We start from the raw sequence: 15,547 nt of genomic DNA, 5'->3' as shown, positions 1-15,547 counted from the left end.
CGCTCGTGCGTGGTCCGGGTGAACGATGGTCAGGCAATTCTTCTTCGTCATCCTGATGATCGCCAGCTGCGGCTACGCGATCGTCAGGGGCGGCATCCCAGAGCGGGTGGTCGCGATCAGCTATGTGGTCTGTACGGTGCTGACGGTGTTGCTGCTCCGCTCTGTGGACGTCCGTTACGCGGGCCTCGAACTCGGGGTCATGTTTGTCGATATTGGGCTGCTGGCCGTCATGCTGGCCGTGGCCCTGATGAGCGAGAGGTACTGGCCGCTATGGATGACGGCTATGCAAGCCATGACGGTTTTGGCCAATCTGGGTCGGCTTTTGCCGCAGGTGCGGGCGTGGACGTACTGGAACGCGATCACGCTGTGGAGCTACCCGATGCTCGTCCTGCTGATCGTCGCAACCGTGCGGCATCAGCGGAGGCTCCGGGCTCCCGCCAGTGCCGGGAGCTTCTGACCGAACTCCTCCGCCCCATCGACAAGGACGGTGCCGAGGCGATCGCCCGGCAGCTGATCGGCGAATTCGGTTCGCTCGCCGCCGTCCTCGCCGCCGACGACATCTCCCGCGTCCGCGTCCTCGGACCCGGATCGGCGGTGTCGCGCTATCTGGGCGTCGTCCACGCCGCGATGCTGCAGAGCCTGCGGCGCGAGATGCTGAGCAAGCCCGTCCTCGGCTCGACCAAGGGCGTCATCGAATATCTCCGCTTCGACATGGCCTATGCGCCGGTCGAGCAGTTCCGCGTCCTCTTCCTCAACCGCCGCAACCGCCTGCTGCGCGACGAGGTGATGGGCCGCGGCACCATTGGGGAGGCGCCGATCTACCCGCGCGAGGTGATCCGCCGCGCGCTGGACGTGGGTGCCACCGCCCTCCTCCTCGTCCACAATCACCCCTCGGGCGATCCCACGCCCAGCAAGTCGGACGTCGTGATGACCCAGCGGATCATCCGCGCCGCGCAGGAACTCGATATCACCGTCCACGATCACCTGCTGATCGCGCGCTCGGGCTGGAAGAGCTTCCGCCAGGAGGGGCTGATTTGAGGCAGAGGCGGGGATAGCGGGGTGGCCGACCGACCTGGCGCGGAGCCGGGGGACGTCGCGCAGGCATTGGCCCTGCTCGACGACTTCATCCGCGCCCATCTCTATGCCAGCGACGGCGATCTGGAGTTCGCGCCCGCGGGCCCCTCGGACGGTGATGCGGCTCCCGATCCGCTGGCGGCGGCCGCCCTCGCCGCGCGTCTCTCCGTCGCGCGCACGCTGCTCGCCGCACGGCGGCTGCGATCCTCGTTCTTCGACCTGCCGCTCGCGGCCGAGCCGTCGCACGACATCCTGCTCGAACTCTACGTCCGCCAGATGGAGGGAGACGAGCCCTCGCTCTCCGCGCTCCGCCTGATGCCCAATTTGCCGCGCAGCACCGCGCTGCGCTGGGTGGCGATCCTGGTCGACGACAACGTGCTGGAACAGGTTCCCGGCCCGGGCGGTGATTCGATCCGCCTGTCCCGCGACACGCTGGACCGCCTCGGCCGCTATCTCGACGCGGTGGTGCGGGAAACCCCCTGAGCCTTGCCCACGCTGGCAACCGAACGCGCTCCAAGCTAAGACGACGCCGACGCCCTCAAGGTGTATTGCCTTACTAACTCACTTGTGCGACGGAGCCGTTATGACGGAGCAGAATTTCGACGCGATGCGACAGGCGATGGTGGCCAGCCAGCTGCGCACCAACGAGGTCAACGATCCGCGCGTCATCGCCGCGATCGCCGCCGTCCCGCGCGAGCGCTTCGTGCCGGCCGATCGCGCCGCCGTCGCCTATATCGATCGTCCGGTACCGCTCAACGCCAGGCGCGCGCTCAACACCCCGATGGCGACCTCGCGCCTGATCGTCGAACTGGAGACGCGGCCGACCGATCGCGCGCTGGTGATCGGCGCGGGCAGCGGTTACGCCGCCGCCATTCTCGCCCGGCTGACCGCCTCGGTGACCGCGCTGGAGGAGGACGAGAGCCTCGCCGGCCTTGCCACGGCGGAGCTGTCGGGCGTCGAGACCGTTATCGGCCCTCTCGTCGAGGGCCATGCCGCCGGCGCCCCCTACGACGTCATCCTGATCGACGGCGCGGTCGAGCGGATTCCGGCAGCGATCATCGATCAACTCGCGGACGGCGGCCGCATCGCCGCCGCGATCGTCGACAATGGCGTCACCCGCCTGACCGTCGGTCGCAAGTCTGGCGGCGCGGTCGGCCTGCGCGCCTTCGCGGATGCCGATGCGGCGCCGCTGCCCGGCTTCGCGGAGCCACCAAGCTTCAAATTCTAGGGGTTCGAACATGCGGGGGAGGTTCTGGGGGGCGACGACAGCGGCGGCGCTGACGGCGGCGGCGCTGACGACGGCGACGCCGGCCGGGGCCGATACGCTGCAGGAGGCGCTCGCCGCCGCATACCGGACCAATCCGACGCTGACCGGTGCGCGCGCCGGCCTTGCCGCCACGGACGAGAACGTCGCCATTGCCCGCGCCCAGGGCCTGCCCAATATCGGCGCGACCGGCACGATCAGCGAGTTCGTCCAGCGATCGACCAACAACCCGAGCGCGCCGAAGCGGTCGCGCGATGCTGCGATCAACGCGACGATCCCGCTCTTTCAGGGCGGCTTCGTCCGCAACTCGATCCGCGCGGCGGAGGCGCGGGTTCTCGCCGGCCGGGCCGACCTGCAGGGGGTCGAATCGAACACCTTCACCGCCGTCGTCGCGGCCTATATGGACGTGATCCGCGACACGCAGATCGTCGATCTCAACGCCGGCAACACCCGCGTCCTCGAACGCAACCTCCAGGCGACGAACGATCGCTTCCAGGTCGGCGACCTCACCCGCACCGACGTCGCCCAGTCCGAGGCGCGGCTGGCCCTCGCCCGTTCGGATCTGGAGGCGGCACGCGCCCAGCTCGACGTCAGCCGGGAAAACTACATGCGGCTGGTCGGCAGCTATCCCCGCGACCTGCAGCCGCCGCCCGCGATCCCGCCGCTCCCCGCCAACACGGACGAGGCGGTGAACGTCGCGGTGGTGCAGAACCCGACGCTTGAGGCCGCGCGCCAGCAATATCGCGCCTCCGACTACGACGTCGACACCGCCCGCTCCTACCGCCTGCCGAAGATCAGCGCGTTCGGCAGCGGCACCTATGTCGATTATCGCGGGACCTTGGCGAGCGGTGCGCTCGGTGCCGGCGGCTCCGGCCTCAGCCAGACCGACAAGACCGCGACTGTCGGCATCCAGGCGACGCTCCCGCTCTATCAGGGCGGCGGCCCCTCGGCCCAGGTCCGTCAGGCCAAGGCGCGCAAGAGCCAGGCAATCGAGCGGGTGACCGAGGTCGAGCGGCAGGTCGTCAACGACGCCCGCGTTGCCTTCTCGCGCTATCAGGCCTCGCTGGAGGTCATCAAGGCGCAGGAGACCGCCACCTCCGCCAACGCACTGGCGTTGGAAGGCACGCGCGCCGAACAGGGTGTCGGCAGCCGCAACATCCTCGACGTGCTGAATGCCGAACAGGAACTGCTGAACGCCCGCACTACCCTCGTTTCGGCCGAGCGTGACGCCTATGTCGCGGGCTTCGCGCTCCTGGCCGTGATGGGGCGCGCGCAGGCGGCGGACCTCGGCATCGACGGCGGCCCGCTCTACGATCCGACCATCAACTATCGCCGGATGCGCGGCTCCTTCTTCGACTGGAACAACGGCCACGATCCGCAGCCCGTCGCAACCCGGACCGTCGGCATCGCGCCACCGACCGCTCAGGAAGGGGCGGCTGCGAAACCGAATTGATCGGCCGGCGGGCTTGGCCGATAGTACGGACATGAGCGAACCAGCCCCGATGCCCGCCGCCTCGATGGACGACATCCTGGCCTCGATCCGCAAGATCATCGCTGACGAGGATCAGGCCCCCGCCGGGGATCATGCGGAGGAGGCGGAGCCGGAGGAAGGCCTGTCCTTCGTGGACGAGAGCGGCGCAGTGTCCACCGCCCCACCACCAGTCCGCCCGGCAGAGGCGCCGCTCGAACTGACGCCCAAGATGCAGAGGCCAGCGGGACCGGCCAACTCGCTCCTCTCCACCGCCGCCGCCGACGCGTCGCGGCAGGCGCTGTCGCAGCTCTCCGGCCTGATCGTCAGTGGGGGCAAGGACAACACGCTGGAAGGCCTCGTCCGCGAAATGCTCCGCCCGATGCTCAAGGCCTGGCTCGACGAACGCCTGCCTGAGATTGTGGAGGCGGCCGTCGCGCGAGAGGTTGCGCGGATCGCCGGCGAGGGGCTGTAAGCTCCCCATCTCCCGTTGCCGTTCGCGCTGAGCCTGTCGAAGCGCCGGTGCCGACCGTCTCACTGGCCCTTCGACAAGCTCAGGGCGAACGGCCGGGGAGGAGGCGCGACCCGCTTGCCCGCTTTCCGCCTCCGGTCTAGCACCCGGCCCATGAACCGCATCCTCACCTGCGGCCTCGCCGCGCTCGCCCTTTCCGCCTCGGCCCCGGCCCTCGCCCGGCCGATTACCGCGATGGACCTCGTCACCCTCCGCCGCCTCGGCGAACCCGCCGTCTCGCCGGATGGCCGCTGGGCGGTGTATCAGCTGCGCGAGACTGACCTCGACGCCAACAAGGGCCGCAACGGCCTTTGGCTGCTCGACCTCTCAAAGCGCGGCGCGCAGCCGGTGCGCATCGCCGCCACCGAGAACGCGTCAGACACCAGCCCCGTCTTCTCGCCCGACGGCCAGGAGATCTGGTTCCTCTCCGACCGCTCCGGCACCAACGAGATCTGGCGCGTCCCGGTCACGGGCGGCGCGGCGGCATCGGTCACCGAGAAGCTCGACCTCTCCGGTTTCAAGATCGCGCCGACCGGCGACAAGGTCGCGGTCTGGGCCGACCGCAAGCCGGGCGCGCCGAGCCTTGAATCGCCGATGGTCAAGAAGGACCCGAACGCCGGATCGGGCCGCGTCTACGAGGGCCTGTTCGTCCGCCATTGGGACACATGGAGCAATGGTGACCGCTCGCAGCTCTTCGTGCTCCCCGTCACCGGCGGCAAGGCACCCGGCTACGGCGTGTCGGTCAGCAAGGACCGCATCGGCGACGTGCCGTCCAAGCCCTTCGGCGACGGCACCGAGATCGCGTGGAGCGCGGACGGCCGCACCCTCTACTTCACCCTGCGAGAAGCGGGGCGCATTGAATCGCTCTCCACCAATCTCGACATCTTCGCGGTGGCGGCGGACGGGTCCGGCCAGCCCGAGAACCTGACCGACGCCAACGACGCGACCGACACGCTCCCGACCGTCTCGCCGGACGGCAAGTGGCTGGCCTATGTCGCGATGAAGCGGCCGGGCTACGAAGCCGATCGCCAGGTCGTCCAGCTCCGCAACCTCGCCACCGGGCAGACCCGTGCCCTCACCGAGGGCTGGGACCGCTCGGTCGGCTCGATCGCCTGGGCGAAGGACGGCCGGAGCCTGCTCGTCACGGCCGAGGACATCTACGATCGCCCCGTCTTCCGCGTCGACGTGCCCTCGGGCAAGGTCACCCGCCTGACCAAGGACGGCTCCACCGCCAACATCAGCCCGCTCGCCGGTGGTGGCGCGATCCTGACGCTCGACAGCCTGACCGCGCCTGCCGACCTCTATCGCATGGACAAGGCCGGCAAGCTCACCCGCCTCACCCAGGTCAACGCTGACAAGCTGGCCGGGGTCGACATGCCGGAGCCGACCAGGTTCAGCTTCACCGGCGCGAACGGCGACACCGTCTGGGGCTATGCCGTGAAGCCCGCCGGGGTGACCGACGCGACGCCCGCACCCGTCGCCTTCATGGTCCATGGCGGGCCGCAGGGCACGGTCGGCAACGGCTGGTCCTATCGCTGGAACCCGGCCGTCATCTCCGGCTCCGGCTTCGCCACCGTCTTCGTCGATTTTCACGGGAGCACCGGCTACGGCCAGGCCTTCACCGACGCGATCAACAGGAATTGGGGCGGCTGGCCGCTGGAGGACCTGCAAAAGGGCCTCGCCGCCGCCGGTGCCAGGTTCAAATGGGCCGACACGAAGAACGCCTGCGCGCTCGGCGGCTCATATGGCGGCTACATGATGAACTGGATCGCGGGCAACTGGCCGGGCGGCTTCCGCTGCCTCGTCACCCATGCCGGCGTGTTCGACGCCCGCGCCATGGCCTATGAGACCGAGGAGCTGTGGTTCGACGAATGGGAGCACGGCGGCCCCTATTACGAACAGTCCGCCGAATACGAGAAGTGGAACCCCGTCCGCTTCGCCGACAAATGGCAGACGCCCATGCTGGTCATCCACGGCGAAAAGGACTTCCGCATCCCGTACACGCAGGGCCTCGCCGCCTTCACCGCCCTCCAGCGCCGCGACGTGCCCTCCAAGCTCGTCGTCTTCCCGGACGAGAACCACTGGATCCTGAAGCCCAAGAACAGCCTGCAATGGTACCGCGAGGTCCTCGGCTGGATGCACCAGTGGACCGACGAAGCGCCCAGCAAATAACGCTCAAACGTCCTCCCCATCGCAGATGGGGAGGGGGACCATCCGAAGGATGGTGGAGGGGAATGGCGCCACGCAAGACAGTCGAAAACGCCCGAACTCTCAGGCGCGCCATGACTCTACCGGAGGTAAGGCTCTGGACGGCCCTGAGAACGCGTCCCAGCGGCCTCCGCTTCCGCCGCCAGCACCCCGTCGGCGCTTACATCCTCGACTTCCACTCCCCGCAAGGCAAGCTCGCGATCGAGGTTGACGGGATCGCTCACGACATGGGCAGCAACCCGGAACGTGATGCAGCGCGGGACGCGTGGCTGGCGGCGCAGGGCCTAACCACCCTGCGCATCCGAGCAGCCGATGTCCTCGCCGATCTGGATGCGACCGTTCGCCACATTCTCCAGGCGGTGATACCCCTCCACCAGCCTCCGGCTGGTCCCCCTCCCCATGCTGCGCATAGGGAGGAAGGGTGAAGCCCGCGCCATCCTCCCCATCGCAGATGGGGAGGGGTAGCATCCCGCCCCTAAAAAGCGCATAGGCCCCGCTTGCCCGCCGCCAGCGCGCGCCCTCTTCCCCCGGAACGCCCATGTCTTTCGCCGATCTGCCCCCCCTCCTTGCCGAGGCGCTGTCCGCGCGCGGTTATGCCGCGCCGACCTCCGTGCAGGCCGCCGTGCTGCAGCCGGAGGCCGCCGGTCGCGACCTCCTCGTCTCCGCGCAGACCGGTTCGGGCAAGACCGTCGCCTTCGGCCTCGCCATGGCGGAGGACCTGCTGAAGGGCGAGCAGATGCCCTTCGCGACCACTCCGCTCGCGCTCATCATCGCCCCCACCCGCGAACTCGCGCTGCAGGTCAGCCGCGAACTCGGCTGGCTCTACGACGCCGCCCGCGCCCGCATCGCCACCTGCGTCGGGGGGATGGACGCCGGGGCCGAGCGTCGCCGCCTCAGCCACGGCGCTCACATCGTCGTCGGCACGCCCGGGCGCCTGCGCGACCATCTCGAACGCGGTGCGCTCGACCTCTCCAATCTCCGCATCGCCGTCCTCGACGAGGCGGACGAGATGCTCGACATGGGCTTCCGCGAGGATCTGGAAGAAATCCTCGACGCCACCCCGCCCGAGCGGCGCACCCTCCTCTTCTCGGCGACCATGCCGAAGCCGATCGAGGCGCTCGCCCGGCGCTACCAGCGCGACGCGCTACGCATCTCGACGGTTGGCGAGGAGCGCGGCCATGGCGACATCGCCTATCAGGCGGTGACCGTCGCCCCCTCCGACATCGAGGGCGCGGTCGTGAACCTGCTGCGCTTCCACGACGCCGAATCCGCGATGCTGTTCTGCGCCACCCGCGACAGCGTCCGCCGCCTCCACGCCAGCCTGCTCGAACGCGGCTTCGACGCCGTCGCCCTCTCCGGCGAGCACAGCCAGAACGAGCGCAACCAGGCGCTCCAGGCGCTGCGCGACCGCCGCGCCCGTCTCTGCGTCGCGACCGACGTCGCCGCGCGCGGCATCAACCTGCCGACGCTGAGCCTCGTCATCCATGTCGAGCTGCCGCGCGATGCCGACACGCTGCAGCACCGCTCCGGCCGCACCGGCCGCGCGGGGAAGAAGGGCACCGCCGTCCTCATCGTCCCCTATCAGCGCCGCCGCCGGGTCGAGGCGATGCTGCGCGACGCTCGCATCCCCGCCGAATGGGTGCAGCCGCCCTCCGCCGCCGACATAGCCGCGCGCGATTCCGAACGCCTCCTCGAAACGCTCCTCGCGCCCGCCGAATATGACGATCAGGATCGCGCCCTCGCCGCCCGCCTGATCGCAGAGCGCAGCGTCGAGGACATCGCCGCCGCGCTCGTTCACGCCCATCGCGCCAAGCTCCCCGCACCGGAGGAACTGGTCGATCGCGGCGAGCGCCCCGATCGCCGCGACGAGGGCCCCCGCGCCGGATTCGAGGACACGGTCTGGTTCAAGATCAACGTCGGCCGCCGCCAGAACGCCGATCCGCGCTGGCTCCTCCCCCTCCTCTGCCGTCGCGGCCACATCACCAAGCGCGATGTCGGCGCGATCCGCATCGAGGCCGAGCAGACCCTGTTCGAGATCCCGCGCCAGGCCGCCGCCCGCTTTGCCGACGCGCTGAAACGTACCGCCGGTGAGGATCGCGAGGGCGATGGCGGCGTGCTGATCGTCCCCGCCCAGGGTGGCCCCGGCGCCGGCCCGCGCGGCCCCCGCCCCGGCCCGCGCGGCGATCGCCCGAACCGCCCGAACGGCCCGCCGCGTGGCGGCCCGCGCCGGGACACCCGACCGGCGCGGCCGAAAGTCAAGCAAAAATAGGGAACCCTGTCCGCCGCTGACGGGTTGAGACCCCCGAACGTCAGAAAAGCGGAGAAACGTCATGGCCACCACCAAGACCAACGGCAATTCGAACACCCATCAGCGTCGCAGCAACAGCAGCACCTCCACGCGCGCCCGCTCGGCGCTGAAGACCGCGCGCGAGCAGGCGACCGCCCCGCGCATTGGTGCCGCGATCGGCCTCGGCGCGCTTGCCGCTGCCGCCGGCTTCTTCGCCAATGCCGGCCGTCGCGAGCAGGCGACAACCCTCGCCCGCGACCTCTACTCCAAGGCGCGCACCCGCTTCGTCCCCGAAGCGACCGCGTCCAACGAGAACACCCCGGCGGTCATTGCCGCCTAACGGTTGGCGTCGCGCGCTCGTCCCTCTAAGGCGGGCGCGCGATGACCACTGAACTCGACAAGACCTTCGATCCCGCCGCCATCGAGGCGCGCTGGTACGCTCATTGGGAGCAGAACGGCCGCTTCCGGCCTGAGCGCCCCGGCGCCGATCCCTTCACGATCGTCATCCCCCCGCCGAACGTCACCGGCTCGCTCCACATCGGGCACGCGCTCGACAACACCCTTCAGGACATCCTCGTCCGCCATGCGCGCCTGCAGGGCAAGGACGCGCTCTGGGTAGTCGGCACTGACCATGCCGGCATTGCCACGCAGATGGTCGTGGAACGCCAGCTGGGTGCCGACGGCATCAAGCGCACCGATCTCACCCGCGAAGACTTCATCGCCAAGGTCTGGGCGTGGAAGGAAGAAAGCGGCGGCACCATCACCCGCCAGCTCCGCCGCCTGGGCGCGTCCTGCGACTGGGCGAACGAGCGGTTCACCATGGACCCCGGCTTCGAGAACGCCGTCATCAAGGTGTTCGTCGAACTCCACAAGCGTGGCCTCCTTTACCGCGACAAGCGCCTCGTGAACTGGGACCCCCATTTCCGCACCGCGATCTCGGACCTGGAGGTCGAGACCAAGGAGGTGCAGGGCAAGTTCTGGCACCTCAGCTACCCGCTCGCGGATGGCTCCGGGACGATCTCGGTCGCCACCACCCGGCCCGAGACGATGCTCGCCGACATGGCCGTCGCGGTGAACCCGGAGGATGATCGTTACAAGGCGCTGATCGGCAAGCAGATCCGCCTGCCGATCACGGGCCGCCTGATCCCGATCGTCGCCGATGAGCACGCCGATCCCGAACTCGGCTCGGGCGCGGTGAAGATCACGCCCGGTCACGACTTCAACGATTTCGAGGTCGGCATCCGCGCCGGCATCAAGGCCGGTGACATGCTCAACATGTTCGATGCCGACGCACGGATCGTCCAGTGCGGTGGCGTGCCCGACGACCTCCTCGGTCTCGACCGCTGGGACGCGCGCAAGGCCGTTGTCGCCCGGCTGGAAGCCGAAGGCGTGCTGGAAAAGGTCGAGGACCGCGTCATCCAGACACCCTATGGCGACCGCTCCGGCGTGGTCATCGAGCCCTGGCTGACCGACCAATGGTATGTCGACGCCAAGACCCTCGCCGGCCCCGCGATCGAGGCGGTCCGCTCAGGCGCGATCGAGGTCGTGCCGAAAAGCTGGGAAAAGACCTATTTCAACTGGATGGACAACATCCAGCCCTGGTGCGTCTCGCGCCAGCTCTGGTGGGGGCACCAGATCCCGGCGTGGTTCGATGAGGACGGCCGGGCCTATGTCGCGGAGACCGAGGCCGAGGCGCGGAGCCAAGCCGGCAACAAGCGCCTGACCCGCGACAGCGACGTCCTCGACACCTGGTTCTCCAGCGCCCTCTGGCCCTTCGCGACCCTCGGCTGGGGTAACGAACATCCTCCCCGGAACGGGGAGGGGGACCATGCGGAGCATGGTGGAGGGGGCGTGCCGCAGGCGACCGCCTCGCCCGCTGACACCCCCCTCCGTCACGCCTTCGGCGCGCCACCTCCCCGTACCAGGGAGGAACTGATCCGTTCCCGCCGCTACCCGAACGACATCCTCATCTCCGGCTTCGACATCCTGTTCTTCTGGGATGCCCGCATGATCATGCAGGGGCTGGAGTTCATGGGCGACGTGCCCTTCCGCCGCCTCTACCTCCACGGCCTCGTTCGCGACGCGACCGGCGCCAAGATGTCGAAGTCGAAGGGCAACACCGTTGACCCGCTCGGCCTGATCGACCGCTACGGCGCCGACGCGCTACGCTTCACCCTCGCCGCGATGGAAAGCCAGGGTCGCGACATCAAGCTCGATGAGAAGCGCGTCGAGGGCTATCGCAACTTCGCGACGAAGCTCTGGAACGCCACCCGCTTCTGCCAGTCGAACGGCATCGGCGCGTCGGCCACGCTGGAGCCCCCCGCCGCCACCCTGCCGGTCAACCAGTGGATCGTCGCCGGCACGCAGAAGACCATCCAGCAACTCGACCTCGCGCTGGCGGACCTCCGCTTCGACGAGGCGGCGAATACGATCTACCACTTCGTCTGGAGCCAGTTCTGCGACTGGTACCTGGAACTGATAAAGGGTCAGATCGATGATGAGACGAAGGGCGTCGCCGGCTGGGTCCTCGATCAAATCCTCGTCATGCTCCACCCCTTCATGCCGTTCATCACCGAAGAGCTGTGGCACGCGCTCGGCGACCGCGACGACCTGATCACCGCCCGCTGGCCGATGGCCGACGCCCGCGCGATGAACCCGCAGGCGGTGCAGGAGATCGACTGGCTGCGCGGCCTGATCGAGCGCATCCGCTCGGCCCGCACCGAAATGGGCATCGCCCCCGGCATCAAGATGGCGGCGGAGATCGGCGGCGACCCCGCCCTCGCCTCGATCGCGCTGCTCCGCGCGACGAAGTATGCGACCACACTGGAACGCATGGCGCGCATCCTCCCTGCCACGCTTGCCGAGGATCAGGCCAAGGCCGCACTCTCGGTCGATCACGAGGGCGCGCTGTTCCGCCTGCCGCTGGAAGGCGTCATCGACCTCGACGCCGAGCGCGCCCGCCTCGACAAGGCCCGGATGGCGGCGGAAAAGGAACGCGACAGCCTCGCCGCCCGCCTCGGCAACCCCTCCTTCGTGGAGCGTGCCAAGCCCGAGGCCGTGGAGAAGGCCAAGGCCGACCACGCCGAGAAAGCGGCGGAAGCGGAGCGTCTGGCAGCAGCACTGGCACGCCTCGGCTGACTTCGCCCCTCCCTTGCAGGGAGGGGAATGTTTGCTGTCCTACAGCCGCTGCTCTGCGATAAATGACCGCCCTCGATCTCACCGGGGCGACCACCATGCACAACACCACCACCTCAGCACCCGCCCGCAACCGCCAGCGCCCATGCGCACAACCCCGCCTGAAGTTGCGTCGCGAACCGCAACTTACACAACTTAGCGCACCCGCCGCACGCCGCCTCAGACACGCCGCGAACGTGATTCCCGGCGTGACGTAGTGTAAACTTGGCAAACTTCCGCGCCCCACTTCGCCGCTTGTCGCGCGGGCCGGCCTTGGCATAAGGGGCGCGCCCGCGATGTCGTCCGCCCCTCCCCCCGATCCGCGCACCAACTGGTGGGAGACGCGACCATACGCCGTCGCGCTGATCCTCGCGTCGATGATTCCGCTGCTCTGGCCGGCGATCCCGCCGATCATCGACCTGCCCGAGCATATGGGCCGCTACCATATCCAGATGGAGATCGGCCGCTCGCCGTTCCTCCGGCAATGGTACAGCTTCAGTTGGGCGCTGATGGGCAATCTCGGCGTCGATCTCGCGATAGAGCCGATGGCGCGGCTGTTCGGGCTGGAGCTTGGGGTCAAGCTGATCGTCATGGCGATCCCGGCGATGACCGTCGCGGGCCTCCTCCTGATCGCGCGGGAGGTGCATGGCCGCCTGCCCCCCACCGCCGCCTTCGCGCTCCCGCTCGCCTACGGCTTCCCGTTCCAATTCGGCTTCGTAAACTACGCGCTGTCGATGGCGCTGGCGCTCCTCGCCTTCGGGGTCTGGCTCCGCCTCGGGCGGCAGGGCTGGATCAGGCTGCGCGCCGCGATCTTCCTGCCTCTGGGTGTCCTCATTTGGGTCTGTCACACCTATGGCTGGGGCGTCCTCGGCCTCCTTGCCTTCGCGGCGGAGGTGATCGAGGCGCAGAAGAAGCACCGCAACTGGCTCCTCGCGCTCGTCTACGGCGGCATCGCCTGCCTGCCGCTCGCCCCGCCCTTGCTGCTGATGGTGATGTGGCGGTCGGGCGGAGTCGCCGGGCGCACCACCGACTTCCTCAACTGGACGGCGAAGCGCGCCTGGATGCTGACCGTGCTGCGGGAACGCAGCCCGACATGGGACATCGCCGCCGCCACGATCCTCTATACGCTGATCACCGTGGCCGCCTTCCGCGCCGGGCTGACCATGAAGCGGACGCTCGGGGCCGCCGCGATCATCCTGCTGGCCGCCTATCTGCTGATCCCGCGCATCCTGATCGGCTCGGCCTACGCCGACATGCGGCTGGTGGCGTATATGGTCGCGATCGCCGTCATCGGCATCTCGGCGGAGCGGTTCGACCGGCGGTGGATGGCGGGCTTCGCCGTCGCCGCCCTCGCCTTCTACGGCGCGCGGCTGACCACCACGACGCTGACGTTCCTCAATCGCGACGCGCTCTACCGCGATCAGCTATCGGCGATCGACCATATCGACCGCGGCGCGCGGGTCTTCGCGCTGGTCAACCTGCCCTGCTCCGGTCGCTGGTTCCTGCCCCGCACCGAACATATCGGCGCGATCGCGACCGTCCGGAAGGATGCGTTCGTCAACGGCCAATGGGTGATGCCGGGGGCCCAGTTGCTCCGCGTCACCTATGACAAGCCGGGCCGCTGGGGGATCGATCCCAGCCAGGTCCGCCGCCCCGGCATGTGCGCCGGTCGCAAGATGCGCGGCAAGACGCTGGAGGAGGCGGTCGAGGCCTTCCCGCGCGAGGATTTCGACTATCTCTGGCTGATCGACACGCCGAGATGGAAGTGGCCGGTGGACGATCCCGAACTGGTTCAGGTCTGGCACGGCCGCCGGACCGGCGCGCTCTACCGGATCAACGGCTCCGCCACCACGCCAAGCGACACGCCGAAGGGCAGCGACCGTCGCGCCACCCAGTGACTTTCCGCCCCGAAGGTCGCGTTTAGGATGCGGTTCACCAGCGGCGACGGCATCGCGTCATCCGCCGCTTCTCGCTTCAGCAGCTTGTTCGCCGCCCGCAAGGCGACGACCACCGGGAAGAGGATCGTATTGAAATGAGTACGATGCCGAATACGGAACCCCGCCCCCTCTACCACTCTGGTCAGGGTGTCCTTGGTGTAGCGCCGCTGATGATGGTGGATCACGTCATGCGCGCTCCACAGCCAGGGCGAGGCCGGCACGGTCAGCAGCAGCTTGCCGCCCGGCGCCAGCTTCGACCGGAGGTAGTCCAGCGTCCCCGCGTCGTCAGGGATATGCTCCAGCACGTCGAGGAGGACGATCAGGTCGTACGCCCCGTCCTCAAGCGTCACCCCGTCGGGCAGCAGCCCGGACTGGATCGAAAGCCCGCTCCGCCGTTCCGCCAGCGCGCGCGCCGGCCCATCCGGCTCGATCGCATCGACCCGGCCGTAACGCTGCAGCATGGCAAGGTTGGACCCGGTGCCGCAGCCGACCTCCAGGATGCGCGCGCCCGGCTTCGGCTTGACCTGCGCCTCGATCAGCGCGGCGACGATCCGGCGGCGGGCGGTGAACCACCAATGCTCGCCATCGATCTCCGCCATCCGCTCGTAGGTATGCCGCTCCACTTACTCGTCACCCCCGATGCGGTCCCGCACGACGTAGAGCGGACGCCCCTTCGCCTCGACCAGAATGCGCCCGACATACTCGCCGAGCACGCCCAGCGAGAGCAGCTGCAGCCCGCCGAAGAACAGGATCGCCACCATCAGCGAGGGATAGCCCGGCGTCGCGATGCCCCAGAACAGCGTGCGGATGATGATGTAGACCGCATAAGCGAGACCCAGCAGCGCCACGATCCCGCCGAGATAGCTCCATACCCGGAGCGGCAGGGTCGAGCCGGAGGTGATGCCGTCGATCGCGAGCGTCCACAGCTTCCAGTAGTTGAACTTGGTTGTGCCAACCGCACGGGGCGCGCGGTCATACTCCACCGCCGCTTGGCGGAATCCGGACCAGGCGAACAGACCCTTCATGAACCGGTTCCGCTCCGGCATCCGGCAGATCACGTCCACCACCTTGCGATCGAGCAGGCGGAAGTCGCCGGCATGTTCCGGGATCTTGTCCGCCGACAGCCAGTTATGGGCGCGGTAGTAGAGGTCGGCCGTCAGCCGCTTGGGAAAGCTGTCGGTCTGCCGATTGCGGCGAACGCCGTAGACCACATCCACGCCCTCCCGCCATTTTGCGATCATCTCCGGGATGACCTCCGGCGGATCCTGAAGATCGACATCGAGCGGGATGACCGTCCGCCCTCGCGCCGCGTCGAGACCGGCGGACAGCGCTGCCTCCTTCCCGAAATTGCGCGAGAAGGAGAGACCCCGGACGCGCGGATCATCCCGATTGGCGACGATGATCGCGGGCAGCGTGGCATCCGTACTGCCGTCGTCGACGAACAGGATCTCCCATTCGGCCGGCGCGCCATCATCGTCCCGCAACGTCGCCAGCACCGCCGACACGCGGGTGACGAAGGGATGGACGCCATCCTCCTCGTCCTTCACCGGCACGATTACGGTGACGAGGGGCAAGCGCTTGGCGGCAGGCGCTTGGGCCGGATGCGGGATGACGCTGGACATCG

14 protein-coding genes are annotated in these 15,547 nt (G+C 68.7%); 12 read left to right on the top strand and 2 right to left on the bottom strand.

The features are described 5' to 3' along the window. Positions 1-25: 25 nt before the first annotated feature. The 12 genes from ACM608_RS02945 to ACM608_RS02890 all read left to right on the top strand — a co-directional run bounded on the left by ACM608_RS02945 (position 26) and on the right by ACM608_RS02890 (position 13,884). On the top strand, positions 26-457 hold the full coding sequence (locus tag ACM608_RS02945) for a hypothetical protein (RefSeq protein WP_419681741.1): 432 nt from the start codon (positions 26-28) through the stop codon (positions 455-457). Then, positions 367-1,038 (top strand): JAB domain-containing protein, encoded by a 672-nt coding sequence (locus ACM608_RS02940; RefSeq protein WP_419681739.1) that lies wholly within the window; start codon positions 367-369, stop codon positions 1,036-1,038. Before ACM608_RS02945 ends, ACM608_RS02940 begins: the two co-directional genes overlap by 91 nt. Before the next feature lie 21 nt (positions 1,039-1,059). Beyond that, positions 1,060-1,557, top strand: a complete 498-nt coding sequence (locus ACM608_RS02935) for a hypothetical protein (protein ID WP_419681737.1) — start codon at positions 1,060-1,062, stop codon at positions 1,555-1,557. Between the two features lie 100 nt (positions 1,558-1,657). Continuing rightward, entirely contained in the window at positions 1,658-2,302 is a 645-nt protein-coding gene (locus ACM608_RS02930; protein WP_419681736.1) for a protein-L-isoaspartate O-methyltransferase family protein, read from the top strand. A 10-nt stretch (positions 2,303-2,312) separates the two neighbouring features. Beyond that, the gene (locus ACM608_RS02925; RefSeq protein ID WP_419681734.1) at positions 2,313-3,791 is read left to right on the top strand and encodes a TolC family outer membrane protein; all 1,479 of its coding nucleotides are present in this window, start codon (positions 2,313-2,315) and stop codon (positions 3,789-3,791) included. A 31-nt stretch (positions 3,792-3,822) separates the two neighbouring features. Then, positions 3,823-4,281, top strand: a complete 459-nt coding sequence (locus tag ACM608_RS02920) for a DUF2497 domain-containing protein (RefSeq protein WP_419681733.1) — start codon at positions 3,823-3,825, stop codon at positions 4,279-4,281. Positions 4,282-4,431: 150 nt separating this feature from the next. Then, positions 4,432-6,489, top strand: coding sequence for a prolyl oligopeptidase family serine peptidase (locus ACM608_RS02915; protein WP_419681731.1), 2,058 nt, complete (start codon positions 4,432-4,434; stop codon positions 6,487-6,489). A gap of 110 nt (positions 6,490-6,599) precedes the next feature. After that, positions 6,600-6,950 (top strand): endonuclease domain-containing protein, encoded by a 351-nt coding sequence (locus ACM608_RS02910; RefSeq protein ID WP_419681729.1) that lies wholly within the window; start codon positions 6,600-6,602, stop codon positions 6,948-6,950. Between the two features lie 113 nt (positions 6,951-7,063). After that, on the top strand, positions 7,064-8,794 hold the full coding sequence (locus ACM608_RS02905) for a DEAD/DEAH box helicase (RefSeq protein ID WP_419681727.1): 1,731 nt from the start codon (positions 7,064-7,066) through the stop codon (positions 8,792-8,794). Between the two features lie 61 nt (positions 8,795-8,855). Further along, positions 8,856-9,152: a hypothetical protein gene (locus ACM608_RS02900; RefSeq protein WP_419681726.1), complete on the top strand. Its 297-nt coding sequence runs from the start codon at positions 8,856-8,858 to the stop codon at positions 9,150-9,152. 41 nt (positions 9,153-9,193) lie between these two features. Beyond that, positions 9,194-11,950 (top strand): valine--tRNA ligase, encoded by a 2,757-nt coding sequence (locus ACM608_RS02895; protein WP_419681724.1) that lies wholly within the window; start codon positions 9,194-9,196, stop codon positions 11,948-11,950. Between the two features lie 332 nt (positions 11,951-12,282). Further along, complete coding sequence (locus ACM608_RS02890) at positions 12,283-13,884, top strand: hypothetical protein (protein WP_419681722.1); 1,602 nt, start codon at positions 12,283-12,285, stop codon at positions 13,882-13,884. Here ACM608_RS02890 and ACM608_RS02885 read toward each other — a convergent pair. Together ACM608_RS02885 and ACM608_RS02880 are read right to left on the bottom strand one after the other, a co-directional pair. Then, positions 13,812-14,546, bottom strand: a complete 735-nt coding sequence (locus ACM608_RS02885) for a class I SAM-dependent methyltransferase (protein ID WP_419681720.1) — start codon at positions 14,544-14,546, stop codon at positions 13,812-13,814. The two genes, ACM608_RS02890 and ACM608_RS02885, sit on opposite strands and share 73 nt — an antisense overlap. Beyond that, a complete protein-coding gene (locus ACM608_RS02880; protein WP_419681718.1) occupies positions 14,547-15,545 on the bottom strand; it encodes a glycosyltransferase family 2 protein in 999 nt (332 codons plus the stop codon). Positions 15,546-15,547: the final 2 nt, after the last annotated feature.

Origin of the sequence: Sphingomonas sp. ID0503 (assembly GCF_048565625.1) — a bacterium.
GTDB lineage: Bacteria > Pseudomonadota > Alphaproteobacteria > Sphingomonadales > Sphingomonadaceae > JBLZUR01.
Note: the sequence above shows the minus strand (reverse complement) of the source record. Positions and strands in the feature narration are given on the sequence as shown.

Excerpts from the sequence above, each read along its gene's own strand:
- ACM608_RS02945 (WP_419681741.1), top strand. The coding sequence starts at position 26 with ATGGTCAGGCAATTCTTCTTCGTCATCCTGATGATCGCCAGCTGCGGC.
- ACM608_RS02930 (WP_419681736.1), top strand. The coding sequence starts at position 1,658 with ATGACGGAGCAGAATTTCGACGCGATGCGACAGGCGATGGTGGCCAGC.
- ACM608_RS02925 (WP_419681734.1), top strand. The coding sequence starts at position 2,313 with ATGCGGGGGAGGTTCTGGGGGGCGACGACAGCGGCGGCGCTGACGGCG.
- ACM608_RS02920 (WP_419681733.1), top strand. The coding sequence starts at position 3,823 with ATGAGCGAACCAGCCCCGATGCCCGCCGCCTCGATGGACGACATCCTG.
- ACM608_RS02915 (WP_419681731.1), top strand. The coding sequence starts at position 4,432 with ATGAACCGCATCCTCACCTGCGGCCTCGCCGCGCTCGCCCTTTCCGCC.
- ACM608_RS02910 (WP_419681729.1), top strand. The coding sequence starts at position 6,600 with ATGACTCTACCGGAGGTAAGGCTCTGGACGGCCCTGAGAACGCGTCCC.
- ACM608_RS02905 (WP_419681727.1), top strand. The coding sequence starts at position 7,064 with ATGTCTTTCGCCGATCTGCCCCCCCTCCTTGCCGAGGCGCTGTCCGCG.
- ACM608_RS02900 (WP_419681726.1), top strand. The coding sequence starts at position 8,856 with ATGGCCACCACCAAGACCAACGGCAATTCGAACACCCATCAGCGTCGC.
- ACM608_RS02895 (WP_419681724.1), top strand. The coding sequence starts at position 9,194 with ATGACCACTGAACTCGACAAGACCTTCGATCCCGCCGCCATCGAGGCG.
- ACM608_RS02890 (WP_419681722.1), top strand. The coding sequence starts at position 12,283 with ATGTCGTCCGCCCCTCCCCCCGATCCGCGCACCAACTGGTGGGAGACG.
- ACM608_RS02880 (WP_419681718.1), bottom strand. The coding sequence starts at position 15,545 with ATGTCCAGCGTCATCCCGCATCCGGCCCAAGCGCCTGCCGCCAAGCGC.